Below are 14448 nucleotides of genomic sequence, written 5' to 3'. Positions count from 1 at the left end.
TGGGGGAGTATGGCAGGTAATCGTTCATTTAAAGAATATGTGGCAGAAAGATTCTATAATAAAATGTTTGCTGTCATACAGGATTTCACCGAAGAAAACTATGATCGCTTAGACTTACGGCTATACAGAGTTCAAAACATCGGTGGCATTGAGTTATCAGATATAGAAGTAAAGTTCGTATCTGTTAATGACTTACCGGACATGAAAATAGAATTTGATGTTGCTGTTGAAGCGGAATTCGAAGTCCGTGAATCAAATCATCGTTATGATGAATCAGAAAATTGCCGGCAATGGTTTATGCTAGAATGCTCAGGTGATTTGGATTGCAATTTGGATGATTTTTCAATCTCTAGTATAACGGAGTATACTAGCAAAAATAAGCAGCCGAAACCTATGTCAGACTCCCTTGTCCCTATCATTCATAAGGAACAACTAGAATCTGTTGCCACAGACTTCCTTAGAAGACATTACCCTGAAGCATTAAAAACCCCAATGGCAGTTGAGCCACAGGTGTTGGCAGAAAAAATGGGCCTTACAGTAGAAATGAGGGAGATTACAAAGGATTTCTCTGTTTTTGGGCAGATATACTTTCACGACTGTGATGCAGAATTTTATAATGTAGACATCGATGAAATGGTACAGACCCGTGTGAGTGGCCGTACAATAATCGTGGACCCTAAAGCTTACTTCCTTCGTAATCTGGGATCAGTCAATAATACTATTGTGCATGAGTGTGTTCATTGGGATCAACATAGAAAAGCATTTGAATTGGAGCGGTTGTATAACAGCAGTGCCACACGAATCAAGTGTCAGGTGGTCGGAGGTATAAAAGACAATACCAGAGATGCAGCTGACTGGATGGAGTGGCAGGCGAATGCCCTCGCTCCAAAGATACAAATGCCACTTGCTATGTTTAAAACCCAAGCGTTCAAATTTATTAAGCAATTCCGTTCAGAACTGGGAACATCTGAACTTATAGATGTAATGGAGCCAGTTATTGATGCATTAGCAACGTTCTTCAGTGTATCTCGGACAGCAGCTAAAATCCGAATGATTGATGCTGGATATGAGGAAGCAATCGGAACCTTTACTTACATAGATGGTCGCTACGTCAAGCCTCATAGATTTAAGAAGGGTGCTCTTGAAAGAAATCAGACCTTTTCTATAGGTGCAGAGGATGCTGCCATCCAAAGCATAACCAATCCAGAAATGGCCGCTTTAGTTAGGGACGGAAGTTATATATATGTAGATTCCCACTTTGTCTTAAACCATCCAAAATATATAACGCAGGATATATTTGGACAGACTGTACTTTCGAACTATGCACGAACCCATATGGATGAGTGCTGCTTGGTTTTCGAGTTATCAGTCAAATCTGGGTGCAAGGAAAGATATTATACTGAATGTTTTCTCAATCGTGATAAGACATCGAATATTGATTTTGATATAAAATATTGTAATGGTTTTGAGTATGCGGCTCCAGAAAAGAAGGCCCAACTACTAGCCGAAACAATAGCTGAAGAAATGCGAATCTATAATGAATTGCCAAATAGCTATACCAGCTCTCTTAAAATAGTTCGTAAGTGGAGAAAAGTAACTTATAACGAATTAGCAGAGGAAATAATGGTCAATGAGCGTACCATAAGAAGAATAGTTAATGGTGAAGAACCAGGCTCTATTAATTCCATAGTTTTAATTTGCCTTGGACTTCATCTGCCACCTAAAATTAGTAACCATATAATTAGCAATTCTCCATTTTCGTTGAACTTCAATAACAATAGTCATATTTGGTATGATTTTGCATTGACTCACCTATATCCAAAATCGATGGATGAGATTAGAACATTTTTACAGGAACATGGCGCAGAGCCATTATAAAAAATCAAAATATTTTTGAAAAAGCGGACACGGGATGTCCGTTTTTTAGTTGCAAAATATGTGAGCCATACATGAATCCTTTTAGGGGTTTGTGTATGGCTTTTTTTATTGTCGTTTTTAGGTGTTTTTGTGAGGGAAAGCCTAATTTTAAGCCTGAAATTAACGGGCATGAGGTGTCCGCCAAGGCTGTCCAATTCTCTCTTACAATAATACTAGACGAAGGAAAGGTCCTTCGTAGTTAGCAAGAATTAGACCATTCCTCGTCTACAAAAAAATATCAAATGCCTGATTTGCAATAAGGGCAAAGGATACATATTGCTACGTTTCAGTCCGTTTAGGATTGTTATGCGTTGCAATAAAAGTACCTTACCTTGTTGCGCTCATTTTCAGGACAAAGGGTCTGTGTACTTCGAGGCACAGACCTATTTTTGTATCCTTTGCCGCCAATGCAGTCCGGCGGAAAGGATGCAAAATGAAAATTAGAATTCAGCACGAAAACAAATCTATCTATCTAGAGGTACCAGACGAGGACTTCACTTTAATGATTGATGCAGATTACGAGGACAGGCTATCTTCTGTCGAGGAGAAGGAAACTGTAGCACGCCGTTCACCACAAGAGATTATGGACGAGCGTTTCAACAAACCCGAGTACAATAACTGGCATAAATTTGATAGACACAGAGGGATGCCAAAGAAACCATTCCGCAAAGATGACGAATCTGAGGATGCAACGGATCATATGGACTATTTCCCTGATAACACCGATGAAGTGACTCGAGAGAAACAAGAAGAGTATGAATACCTCTGTGAAATTATCCGCAAGACCCTCAAGGAAAAACAAGCAGAGTTACTGATTGCTATATTTCTAGATGGTGTTTCTGTAACAGAGTATGCAGAGCGTGAGGGTGTTAGTAAAAGTGCCATTTCACACCGTTTAGATACAGCTAAGAAGAATTTCAAAAAAGTTTTTCCAGAATCCTCAACTTTCCCCTCTTGCCACGGCTAATAGATAGAGGGCAGCAAATAAACGCTTTCGGAAAGAGGTGAAGAACATGAAACACAACTTAAAAATCAGTGTTTCAAAAACTCCACAATCTGGCGGGATTGTTTCCTGTCGTAATGTCACCATAAGGGAGCGTTTCCTCCGTTTCTTACTTGGTGATAAGCAGAAACTGACTATCCTTGTTCCGGGTGACACCGTACAGGAACTCGCCATTAGTGAGATTAAGGAGGGAGGATTAAACCATGAGCAAAATCAAACTACTTCTTGATGTGGTTTCAGATATGCGCTCTTTGGCAGACAGCATACAAGCGGTTGCCGATGCAATGGCGGGCAATGAACCTGTCGAAGCAAAAGAGCCGACTTCACCTGTAAAAGAACCTGCGCCAAAGAAAAAGGAGATCACTCTAGAGGAAGTAAGAGCAAAACTCGCTGAAAAGAGTCAAGCCGGTCTTACTGCCCAAGTGAGAGAAATCATCCAAAAATACGGTGGCTCTAAATTAAGCGAAGTTGACCCGAAACATTATGCAGATATGTTGAAAGATGCGGAGGTACTAGGGAATGAGTGATCACGCAGTACTTTCCGCATCGGGGTCCCATAGGTGGCTGAATTGCCTTCCATCTGCAAGATTGGAACTAGAATTTGAAAATAACGAATCCAATGCAGCTGCTGAAGGCACCGCCGCCCATGCTCTTTGTGAACATAAACTTAAAAAAGCACTTCACATGAGAAGTAAGCGTCCTGTTTCAACTTATAACAACGATGAGATGGAAGAACACAGCGATGCTTATGTGGAATTTGTAATGGAGCAGTTTGAACTGGCAAAACAAAGCTGTACGGACCCGTTAATACTTATTGAACAACGTCTTGATTTTTCCTGCTATGTACCACAGGGGTTCGGAACTGGTGACTGCATCATCATTGGCGATAAAAAGCTTCATATTATCGATTTTAAGTATGGCATGGGTGTGTTAGTAGATGCGGTGGATAATCCGCAGATGAAATTGTATGCCCTTGGTGCTTTGGAAATCTACGATAGCCTGTATGATATCGAGGAGGTTTCCATGACCATCTTCCAACCCCGCAGGGAAAATGTCAGTACATGGACAATCCCGGTAAAGGAATTAAAAGACTGGGCAGAAAACGAGCTGAAGCCAAAGGCGAAAAAGGCCTATGAAGGCGAAGGTGACTACCTTCCAGGTGAATGGTGTACATTCTGCCGAGCGGCTGTTAAATGCCGTGCAAGAGCAGAAGAAAAGCTGAAATTAGCACAGATGGAATTTAAACTGCCACCCCTGCTTACAGATTCTGAAATTGAGGAAGTTCTCTCTAAATTGTCCGACCTTACAAAGTGGGCAAATGAAATCATTTCTTATGCTACGGATGCCGCCGTTAATCACGGGAAAGAGTGGCACGGTTTTAAGGTAGTTGAGGGTAGGTCTATCCGTAAATATAAGGACGAAGAGGCTGTGGCTGAAGCAGCCAAGGCAAACGGCTATAAAGATATTTACCGTCAGAGTCTCATTACCCTTACGGAAATGCAGAAGCTGATGGGTAAGTCGAAATTTCAAGAAATCCTCGGTGGTCTCATACATAAACCACCAGGTAAGCCAACGCTGGTTCCACTTTCGGATAAGCGGCCAGCTATGAATATATCAAATGTAAAAAACGAATTTAACGAGATAACGGAGGAATAGGAATATGAATAATCAAAACAGAACGAAGGTTGTTACAAGCGTCAACACACGTCTTAGCTATTTTCACGGCTGGGAACCCGTATCCATCAATGGCGGAGCGGAAAAGTACAGCGTATCTGTATTGATTCCCAAAACAGATAAGGAAACTATCAATGCTATCAATGCAGCAGTAGATGCAGCCATTGAAGAGGGCATTGCAAAGTTTGGTGGTAAAAAGCCGAATAAGGCGGCTATCAAACTGCCACTTCGTGATGGTGATGTAGAACGTGATGACGAGGCTTACAAAGGACATTACTTTGTAAATGCCAACAGCAAGACTCCACCCCAAATAGTAGATAAAGCAGTCAGACCTATCTTGGATCGTAACGAGGTTTACAGTGGTTGTTATGCAAGAGTATCCCTGAATTTCTATGCTTTTAACTCTAATGGCAATAAGGGTGTAGCATGTGGACTTGGCAACATCCAGAAGATAAGCGATGGAGAGCCTTTAGGCGGAAGAACCAATGCAGCTGATGACTTCACAACTATTGAAGATGATGATTTTCTAGCATAAAGAATAAATACAGACGAGGTGGTGGAGGTTGTTCTTCTGCCACCTCGTTTGCATTGGAAAGAGGGATAATACATGAATTCTATTTCTATTGATATTGAAACATTTAGTAGTGCCAATCTTCAAAAGTCTGGAGTTTACCGTTATGCCGAGAGTGATGATTTTGAAATTCTACTATTTGGCTATTCGGTGGACGGTGGCGAAGTACAAGTTGTTGACCTTGCCAGCGGGGAGGAAATACCAGATGAAATTATAAATGCACTTATGGATAATTCCGTTACTAAGTGGGCTTTCAATGCAATGTTTGAGCGTGTGTGTCTATCAAAATGGCTTAACCTTGAAGATTATCTTGACCCTGCATCCTGGAAATGTTCCATGATATGGTCAGCATATATGGGACTACCTCTTTCTTTGGAGGGAGTCGGTGCAGTTCTAGGTTTAGAAAAACAAAAATTGACTGAGGGTAAAGACCTTATTAAATATTTCTGTACACCTTGCTCCCCTACAAAATCTAATGGTGGTCGAGTTCGTAATTTACCAGAACACGACATGGATAAATGGGAGCGGTTTAAAGTGTATAACCTTCGCGATGTGGAATCCGAGATGTCTATACAACAGAGATTATCCAAGTTTCAAGTACCGGAGAATATCTGGGAGGAATATCATCTCGACCAGGAAATCAATGATCGTGGCATTGCCATTGACATTGCTTTCGTAAAACAGGCTGTTGTGATGGATGAACATTCCCGTAAAAAGCTAACGGCTTTAATGCAGGATATAACTAATTTAGAGAATCCGAACTCTGTACAACAAATGAAAGACTGGCTTGCCGATAACGGGCTAGAAACAGATACCCTTGGTAAAAAAGCGGTTGCTGAGATGTTAAAGACAGCACCTGAACCACTAGGCACTGTTTTGGAACTTCGGCAACAACTTGCAAAATCATCGGTGAAAAAATACACAGCAATGGAGAATGCAGTATGTAGTGACGGTCGTGCAAGAGGAATGTTTCAGTTTTACGGAGCCAACAGAACCGGCAGATTCTCTGGCAGGCTGATTCAGTTGCAAAATCTACCCCAAAACCATATGCCTGATTTGGAACAGGCGCGTACTTTAGTTCGAAGCGGAAACTTTGATGCTCTTACTTTACTTTATGATTCAATCCCAGAGGTACTGTCGGAGCTTATCCGTACTGCTTTTATACCGCGAGAAGGTATGAAGTTCATTGTGGCGGATTTTTCAGCGATTGAGGCTCGTGTCATTGCCTGGCTGGCAGGAGAAAAATGGAGAATAGAAGTATTTCAAAATGGTGGTGACATTTACTGTGCCAGTGCCTCTCAGATGTTTAATGTACCCGTTGAAAAGCACGGTGTGAATGGGCATCTTCGTCAGAAAGGAAAAATTGCTGAACTTGCTCTCGGTTACGGAGGTTCTGTCGGAGCCTTAAAATCAATGGGTGCTTTGGAGATGGGAATTGAAGAAGAGGAACTACAACCCCTTGTAACAGCTTGGAGACAATCTAATCCCAACATCACAAAACTATGGTGGGATGTTGACCGGGCAGTAAAAACTTGTGTTAAGCAAAAAACTCCTACAGAGACACACGGTATTAAATTTATATATCAAAGCGGGATGCTCTTTATTGTTCTTCCTTCTGGCAGACGGCTTGCCTATGTAAAACCTCGTATGGGAGAGAATATGTTTGGCGGTGAAGCGGTTACTTATGAAGGTGTCGGTGGAACGAAGAAATGGGAAAGAATCGAAAGCTACGGCCCAAAATTTGTAGAGAATATTGTTCAGGCAATCAGTCGTGACATTTTGTGTCATGCCATGCAGACATTAAAGAATTGTTCCATTGTGGCTCATGTACACGATGAAATTATCATCGATGCGGATATGGGAATGTCACTTTCCGCTATTTGTGAACAGATGGCTAGGACACCAACATGGGCAAATGGCCTGTTACTTAGTGCTGATGGCTATGAGTGTCTGTTTTATCAAAAAGATTAAAATAAATATTTTCAAAATCCTCAACAATCATTACCTCCTGTGGCTATTAGGTAGAGGGGTTTCCTCTCTGACTATATTGCAGGAGGTAATTCGTATGGACGAATTAGTAAAAATCAATTATGAAAATCAACGACCAACCGTACTCGGACGTGATTTACATGAAGCCTTGGAAGTAAAGACCGCTTATAAAGATTGGTTTCCAAGAATGTGTGAGTACGGATTTGAGGAAGGATCAGACTTTAGCCCATTTTTGAGCGAAAGTACTGGAGGCAGACCAAGCATTGACCATCAGTTAACAATTGACATGGCAAAAGAGCTGTGCATGATACAGCGTACTCCAAAAGGGAAAGAGTGCCGTCAATACTTTCTTGAAATAGAAAGAAGATGGAATTCCCCAGAAGCAATCATGGCAAGGGCACTTCAGATTGCCAATCAACAGCTAACACAAGTAAGGAAACAAAATAAAGTGCTTGAAGGTACAGTTGCTGTTCAGAATCAGCAAATTGCAGAAATGAAACCGAAAGTCTCTTATTACGATGTGGTTTTAAATTGCAAAGACCTCATTTCCACATCAGCAATTGCCAAAGATTATGGCAAATCAGCTATTTGGATGAACCGCTATCTTAATAAAAAGGGCGTCCAGTTTAAGCAAGGTGGTATCTGGCTTTTATATCAGAAGCATGTGGAAAAAGGATACACCAGTACTAAGACACATAGCTACCTTGGCAGTAACGGTGAACAGCATACAAAGGTCCATACATATTGGACTCAAAAAGGCAGACTCTTCATTTACGAACTTATGAAGGCGGACGGTATTTTGCCTCAGATAGAAATGGAGGGTGTGTAATGGGAATCAACAAATTTAACCATGAAGGATACCATGACCCAACTCCCCATGAAGCACTAACCAACATAATGAGAAAGGAAAAGGCAGAGAAAAAATCTGCCTTTAAGCCGCTTGTATATATCTGTTCTCCCTATTCCGGTGATGTAGAAGGAAACGTTAAAAAGGCTCGTAACTTTTGTAGATTTGCCTTGGAGAGTAATTGTATCCCAATTGCTCCCCACCTTATGTTTCCGCAGTTTATGGATGATGAAAATTCAGAGGAACGTGAACTTGCCATATTTATGGACATCGTTCTTATGTGCAAATGCTCCGAGGTGTGGGTGCTCGGCAATACCATCTCAAGCGATATGGCGAGGGAAATTGAAGTAGCCAAGAAACGCAGACAAACGGTCAGGTATTTTAATCCGGAGCATGAGGAGGTTGAAAGCTTATGAAAATTGCAGTGGGCAATAGCCGGATGGATAGGAAATGGAAAAACAAAGATATCTCCTGGGAGGATTTTTGCTCCCGTGTAAAGACAACCCAACGTACTACAGAAACGGTAGAAGAATATCGGAAACTTAAAAAAGGCCAGCAAGATGATATCAAAGACGTGGGCGGCTTTGTTGGAGGACACTTAAAAGAAGGAAGGCGAAAGAAGGGCAATGTTTTATGCCGTTCTTTGCTTACCCTTGATATGGATTACGGCAGACCAGACATCTGGGAACAAATCAGTATGCTTTTCGATTATAAATGTTGCGTTTACTCCACTCATAAGCACACACCAGAAAATCCAAGACTCAGGCTTATCGTTCCTCTTGCTCGTGAGATCGGTGAAGAAGAATATGCAGCCGTTGGACGTATGGTGGCAAAAGAAATCGGTATTGACCTTTTCGATGATACGACATATGAAGAACATCGCCTTATGTATTGGCCATCCACTTCCTCTAATGGTGAATTTGTCTACGAAGAGCAGGATGGAGCATTACTTGACCCGGATGTTTATCTTTCAAAATATGAAAACTGGCACGATACATCAACTTGGCCAGTATCAAGCAGGCAGTCTGAGGTTATTAATCGCAGTCTTAAAGAACAAGCAGATCCGCTTTTAAAAGAAGGTGTGGTAGGAACTTTCTGTCGTGCTTACTCCGTTCATGAAGCAATTGAGAAATTCTTAGGTTCCGTTTATGCACCATCTGCTATGGAAGGGCGCTATGACTATATTCCAGCTGACAGTAGTGCGGGTGTGATTATCTATGATGATAAATTTGCATACAGCCACCATGCTACCGACCCAGCAAGCGGCCTGCTCCTTAATGCTTTTGACCTTGTTCGTATTCATAAATTCGGCTCTTTAGATGATAGAGCTTCCACGACTACGGCTCCTGGTAGGATGCCGTCTTTTGTGGCAATGTGCGAGTTTGCTATAAAAGATGAAGCGGTAAAAGCTGAGTTTGCTAAGGAGAGACAGTCACAGGCTGAAGAGGAGTTTAATGATGAGGATTGGCAGACAGGTTTGGAATTGGATAAGCAAGGTCGGATAAAAGACACGCTGGACAACATCGTCATGATTATTCGACATGATGAAGATTTACAGCATATCGCTTTCAACTGCCACCGTGATGGTATTGATGCCAAAGGTGGTCTGCCTTGGGGACAGCTTAAGGCGGGTTGGAATGATTCGGACAATGCACTTCTTAAGGTGTACTTAAGCAGCAAATACGGAGTCTATTCCCCTACAAAGACCAAAGATGCTGTGTTAGCTGTAGCGTCAGAACGAGCCTACCATCCTGTTAAGGAGTATCTCGACTCACTGCCAAAATGGGATGGTATTAGTCGAGTGGAAAATCTGCTCATTGATTATTTCGGTGCAACAGATAATTCCTACACAAAAGCGGTGATTCGCAAAACGATGGTTGCAGCGGTAGCACGCATTTATAGACCCGGTACAAAGTTTGATAGTGTTCTAATCTTAAACGGGCCTCAAGGTATTGGTAAGTCAACCTTCTTTGCCAAACTTGCTGGAGACTGGTTTTCAGATAGTTTGACTATTACAGATATGAAGGATAAATCCGGGGCTGAGAAACTTCAGGGATATTGGTTACTGGAACTGGGGGAACTTGCTGGAATGCGTAAGACGGATGTGGAGGTTGTAAAGTCCTTTATTTCAAGGGCGGATGATAAGTACCGTGCCAGTTATGGGGTCAACGTCGAAAGCCATCCCCGTCAGTGTGTAATTGTAGGTTCAACGAATGCAGAAAGTGGATTTCTTCGAGATATCACGGGCAACCGCAGATTTTGGCCAGTCCGCATTAACGGTAACGGTAAAAAGAAAGCTTGGCAGATGACCAAAGAGGAAGTACAGCAGATTTGGGCAGAAGCACTAGTGCTTTATGAGAAGGGCGAAAAACTCTACCTTGAAGGTGATGATGTATCTATGGCGACGAGTGAACAGGCAGATGCGATGGAAACAGATGAACGAGAAGGACTGGTTCGTACCTATCTAGATACGCTCTTGCCGGATGATTGGGACACGATGTCTTTGTACGAGCGTAGAAATTTCCTCGGCGGTAGCGAATTTGGCGGCGGCACCCGTGTTGGAACAGTAAAAAGAACCCTTGTCTGTAATATGGAAATTTGGTGTGAGTGTTTCGGTAAAGAGGCCTCAATGCTAAAGCCTTCAGATTCTTATGCCATCGGTGCCATTATGAGAAAGATCAGTGAGTGGAACAAGTACACCGGGAACAAGAATGGTGTTGTGACGTTTCCTGTCTACGGAAAGCAACGAGCTTATTCCCGAGTCGAGGAACAACGCTAAGTTGTACCTTACCTTGTTCCCATACTAGTTCCTTCCCTAAAGTTAGTAATAATAAGGAAAATCAACGGTTCGGAACAAGTGGAACAAGAAGTAACCTATTTATTTATAAATAGTCAAAAGAAGTAAGAGTAGCCTGTGCATACACGCATACACGCGCGTATAGGAAAATTGGTTCAAAGTTGTTTTCTTGTTCCGAGCTTTTTATATGGGAGGTAGGTATTTATGCTTGAAAAATATATCGAAAAGAAACTGGTGGCTGAGGTAAAAAAGATGGGAGGCATTGCTGCGAAGTTTGTTAGCCCAGGTTTAGATGGGATGCCAGACCGCATAGTGCTTTTACCATATGGGAAGATGGCTTTTGTGGAATTAAAGGCTCCGGGAAAGAAACCTCGCCTGTTACAGATTAGAAGAATAAAGCAATTACAGAAGTTAGGCTTTGCCTGCTATGTCATTGATGATGTTAAGCAGATTGGAGGGATACTGGGTGAAATACAATCCTCATAAATATCAGACCTATGCAACGAACTTCATTCTAGAGCATCCCATTGCTGCGGTGTTTTTAGAAATGGGTCTTGGCAAAAGCGTCATTACTCTAACTGCTATATTTGACCTATGTCTTGATCGTTTTGAAGTTGGAAAGGTTCTGGTTATTGCTCCACTTCGAGTAGCTAGGGATACTTGGCCAGCTGAGATAAATAAGTGGGAGCATTTAAAAGGACTCAAGTTTTCGGTAGCAATCGGTACAGAGCAGGAGCGATTGGCGGCTCTAAGGAAGCCTGCAAGTGTCTATCTTATAAACAGAGAAAATGTTGACTGGTTGGTAAACAAAAGCGGTATTCCTTTTAATTTCGATATGGTGGTCATTGATGAACTATCATCTTTTAAGTCCTATGGCGCAAAAAGGTTTAAAAGTTTACTAAAAGTAAGACCGAGGGCAAAACGGATTGTGGGTCTTACGGGTACACCCTCCAGTAATGGATTAATGGATTTGTGGGCAGAGTTTCGTATTCTCGACATGGGTAAAAGACTCGGCAGGTACATAACACACTACCGCAATTCCTACTTTACACCGGATAAACGAAATCAGCAGATTGTGTTTTCATATAAGCCATTGCCAGGTGCTGAAGATGCCATATATCGGCTCATTTCAGATATTACCATTTCCATGAAGTCGGTAGATTTTCTCAAAATGCCAGAATGCGTGATCAATGAAGTACCTGTCTATCTATATGAAAAAGAACAATCAGTATATGATCACTTTCGTGAAGAGATGGTTCTTGAATTTGCTGATGAAGAAATAGATGCCATGAATGCAGCGGTCCTTTCAGGGAAACTCCTGCAAATGGCAAACGGTGCTATCTATGATGATGATAAAAATCCCCATATTATCCACGACCGCAAGCTAGATGCTCTTGAGGACTTAATTGAAGGTGCTAACGGCAAACCTGTGCTTATTGCCTATTGGTATAATCACGATTTAGAGCGTATTAAGGCAAAATTCAATGTCAGAGAAATTAAGACTTCCAAGGATATCAAGGATTGGAACAACGGCGATATTTCTGTGGCGGTTATCCATCCTGCATCAGTAGGACATGGTCTGAACTTACAAAGTGGCGGTTCAACGCTTATCTGGTTTGGACTTACTTGGAGTCTAGAACTCTATCAGCAAACCAATGCGAGACTTTGGAGGCAAGGTCAAAGTGAGACAGTGGTTATTCATCACATTATTACTAAAGGCACAATCGATGAAGATGTGATGAGGGCCTTGAAACGAAAGGAAAAGACACAATCCGATCTTATCAATGCGGTCAAAGCAAATCTTGGGAAAGCGAGGGATGCTGTATGATGGATGCATTTGAAAAACTGGCAAGCGCCATTATTCTACAGGCAGTCAAAGATTATCGTTTTGCTTTGAAAAGACTAGCAAAACACCCTCGCAATGATTCTGCTTTATATACAAAACGTGAGGTGGAGTGCTTCTTTCATTCTGGATTGTTCACTGTTCTCACCTCCCTAAACCCTGATATGTTAATTCAACAGCTACAAAAGGAGGTGGTGCGATGATGACAGCTAAGGAATTCTTAAAGCAGGCTTATCGTTTGAATGAACTAATTAATTCCGACCTTGAAGAGTTACAAAACTTAAGGGATTTATCAAGAAGTGTTTCATCTCCTGTGCTTGAGGAGAAAGTCAGTAGAACCAAGAGCACTGACCCACCCTTTGAAAAATATGTGATTAGAATAGTAGATTTGGAGCAACAAATACAACAAGAGGTTGAACGATTAGTAAAGCTGAAATCAGATATCCGTGAAGCGATTAACCAGATGGAAAACGTGGATGAGAAGCTACTTCTTCGCTACCGATACATTAACTTTCTTAACTGGGAAGAAATCTGTGTCAATCTTAATGTTTCTATGAGAACCGTGCATAGACTCCATTCATCCGCTTTGCAACATTTAAAGGTACCTAAATAAAAGTTGGCACACTGTGGCACAGTTTGGCATACGATGACACTGTTTGTCCGTAGTGAAAGTTATATAATGGTAGTATGGAATATTAATAAACAGAAGCCTTCACGGGAGCATTTCTCCTGCGAGGGCTTTTTCTATGGGCAAAAGGAGGTGCAGTATGCCAAAGAAACCTAATCGACCGTGCTCTTACCCTGGTTGTCCAGAACTGACTGACAGACGGTTTTGTGAAGAACATGCTAAAAAGGAAGCCGCAAGGTATGAAAAGTATGACCGCGATCCAGCAACCCGTAAGCGATATGGTCGTGCATGGAAGAGAATACGTGACCGCTACATTGCGGCTCATCCTCTTTGCGAGGAGTGTAAACGACAAGGAAAGCTGACCCCAGCAACCGAGGTACATCACATTCTTCCTCTTGCAAGAGGTGGAACACATGATAGAAGCAATCTGATGTCCCTTTGTACTTCCTGTCACTCTACCATCACTGCAAAAGATGGAGACCGTTGGGGAACCCGGTAGGGGGAGTCAAATCTCCACAGCTTTTCTTTTGTGTAACGGGCGTGGGGTAACGCGCGAAAAAACGCGGTTTCAAACGGGGTAATAGGCCTATCGACGAAAAGAGGTGAGTGAATGGCCAAAGATGGAACAAATCGAGGCGGCACCCGTATAGGCGCTGGTCAAAAGAAAAAACCACTTGCTGATAAAATTGCACAGGGAAATCCAGGTAAGAGAAAGCTAGAAATCATTGACTTCCAAAATACCGCTGATTTAAAGGGGCAGGAAATGCCAAAGCCAAGGGCCATGCTCTCAGCGGTGCAAAAGGACGGGAAAACCCTAGTAGCCAGCGAGATTTATGAAATTACTTGGAAATGGCTTGAGGAGCGAGGCTGTGCCCATTTGGTGCTCCCACAGCTTCTAGAACGATATGCCATGAGTGCGGCCAGATGGATACAGTGTGAGGAGGCGGTAACTGAGTTTGGCTTTCTTGCCAAGCATCCAACTACCGGCAATGCTATTCAAAGTCCTTATGTAGCGATGAGCCAGAACTTTATGAGTCAAACAAACAGACTGTGGATGGAGATATATCAAATCGTTAGAGAGAATTGTGCTACAGAATATTCTGGTTTAAACCCACAGGACGATGTGATGGAGCGACTGCTATCTGCCCGCAGAGGAAAATAAAGATGAGGAGATATGAT

The 14448-nt window shown here is 42.2% G+C and carries 16 protein-coding genes; all 16 read left to right on the top strand.

From position 1 onward, the window contains the following. The first annotated feature begins 9 nt into the window (after positions 1 to 9). Positions 10 to 1878 (top strand): helix-turn-helix domain-containing protein, encoded by a 1869-nt coding sequence (locus MR059_RS13140; protein WP_242161861.1) that lies wholly within the window; start codon positions 10 to 12, stop codon positions 1876 to 1878. 472 nt (positions 1879 to 2350) lie between these two features. Next, positions 2351 to 2884, top strand: a complete 534-nt coding sequence (locus MR059_RS13135) for an ECF-type sigma factor (protein ID WP_000702208.1) — start codon at positions 2351 to 2353, stop codon at positions 2882 to 2884. Positions 2885 to 2930: 46 nt separating this feature from the next. Beyond that, entirely contained in the window at positions 2931 to 3149 is a 219-nt protein-coding gene (locus tag MR059_RS13130) for a hypothetical protein (protein WP_000682242.1), read from the top strand. Next, positions 3124 to 3447 (top strand): hypothetical protein, encoded by a 324-nt coding sequence (locus tag MR059_RS13125; RefSeq protein WP_000034851.1) that lies wholly within the window; start codon positions 3124 to 3126, stop codon positions 3445 to 3447. The genes MR059_RS13130 and MR059_RS13125 overlap by 26 nt, the downstream gene beginning before the upstream one ends. Further along, the gene (locus tag MR059_RS13120) at positions 3440 to 4576 is read left to right on the top strand and encodes a DUF2800 domain-containing protein (protein ID WP_055742214.1); all 1137 of its coding nucleotides are present in this window, start codon (positions 3440 to 3442) and stop codon (positions 4574 to 4576) included. Before MR059_RS13125 ends, MR059_RS13120 begins: the two co-directional genes overlap by 8 nt. Before the next feature lie 4 nt (positions 4577 to 4580). Then, a complete protein-coding gene (locus tag MR059_RS13115) occupies positions 4581 to 5129 on the top strand; it encodes a DUF2815 family protein (RefSeq protein ID WP_242161860.1) in 549 nt (182 codons plus the stop codon). Between the two features lie 72 nt (positions 5130 to 5201). Continuing rightward, positions 5202 to 7136, top strand: coding sequence for a DNA polymerase (locus MR059_RS13110; RefSeq protein ID WP_242161859.1), 1935 nt, complete (start codon positions 5202 to 5204; stop codon positions 7134 to 7136). Between the two features lie 94 nt (positions 7137 to 7230). Further along, a complete protein-coding gene (locus MR059_RS13105; RefSeq protein ID WP_242161858.1) occupies positions 7231 to 7983 on the top strand; it encodes a phage antirepressor KilAC domain-containing protein in 753 nt (250 codons plus the stop codon). After that, positions 7983 to 8417 (top strand): DUF7768 domain-containing protein, encoded by a 435-nt coding sequence (locus MR059_RS13100; protein ID WP_242161857.1) that lies wholly within the window; start codon positions 7983 to 7985, stop codon positions 8415 to 8417. Before MR059_RS13105 ends, MR059_RS13100 begins: the two co-directional genes overlap by 1 nt. Further along, positions 8414 to 10780 carry a virulence-associated E family protein gene (locus MR059_RS13095; protein WP_242161856.1) on the top strand — a complete coding sequence of 789 codons (2367 nt, stop codon included), beginning with the start codon at positions 8414 to 8416 and terminating at the stop codon, positions 10778 to 10780. Before MR059_RS13100 ends, MR059_RS13095 begins: the two co-directional genes overlap by 4 nt. A gap of 222 nt (positions 10781 to 11002) precedes the next feature. Continuing rightward, positions 11003 to 11284 (top strand): VRR-NUC domain-containing protein, encoded by a 282-nt coding sequence (locus MR059_RS13090; protein ID WP_137743042.1) that lies wholly within the window; start codon positions 11003 to 11005, stop codon positions 11282 to 11284. Next, positions 11265 to 12626, top strand: a complete 1362-nt coding sequence (locus tag MR059_RS13085) for a DEAD/DEAH box helicase (RefSeq protein ID WP_242161855.1) — start codon at positions 11265 to 11267, stop codon at positions 12624 to 12626. The genes MR059_RS13090 and MR059_RS13085 overlap by 20 nt, the downstream gene beginning before the upstream one ends. After that, positions 12626 to 12844 (top strand): hypothetical protein, encoded by a 219-nt coding sequence (locus MR059_RS13080; protein ID WP_242161854.1) that lies wholly within the window; start codon positions 12626 to 12628, stop codon positions 12842 to 12844. Before MR059_RS13085 ends, MR059_RS13080 begins: the two co-directional genes overlap by 1 nt. Then, a complete protein-coding gene (locus MR059_RS13075) occupies positions 12841 to 13254 on the top strand; it encodes a DUF1492 domain-containing protein (protein ID WP_242161853.1) in 414 nt (137 codons plus the stop codon). The genes MR059_RS13080 and MR059_RS13075 overlap by 4 nt, the downstream gene beginning before the upstream one ends. A gap of 133 nt (positions 13255 to 13387) precedes the next feature. After that, entirely contained in the window at positions 13388 to 13768 is a 381-nt protein-coding gene (locus tag MR059_RS13070) for an HNH endonuclease (RefSeq protein WP_472926999.1), read from the top strand. Between the two features lie 111 nt (positions 13769 to 13879). Next, positions 13880 to 14431 carry a P27 family phage terminase small subunit gene (locus MR059_RS13065; RefSeq protein ID WP_242161851.1) on the top strand — a complete coding sequence of 184 codons (552 nt, stop codon included), beginning with the start codon at positions 13880 to 13882 and terminating at the stop codon, positions 14429 to 14431. Positions 14432 to 14448: the final 17 nt, after the last annotated feature.

Origin of the sequence: Bacillus cereus group sp. BfR-BA-01522 (genome assembly GCF_022662635.1) — a bacterium.
GTDB lineage: Bacteria > Bacillota > Bacilli > Bacillales > Bacillaceae_G > Bacillus_A > Bacillus_A cytotoxicus.
This window is presented reverse-complemented; position numbering and strand designations above follow the sequence as displayed.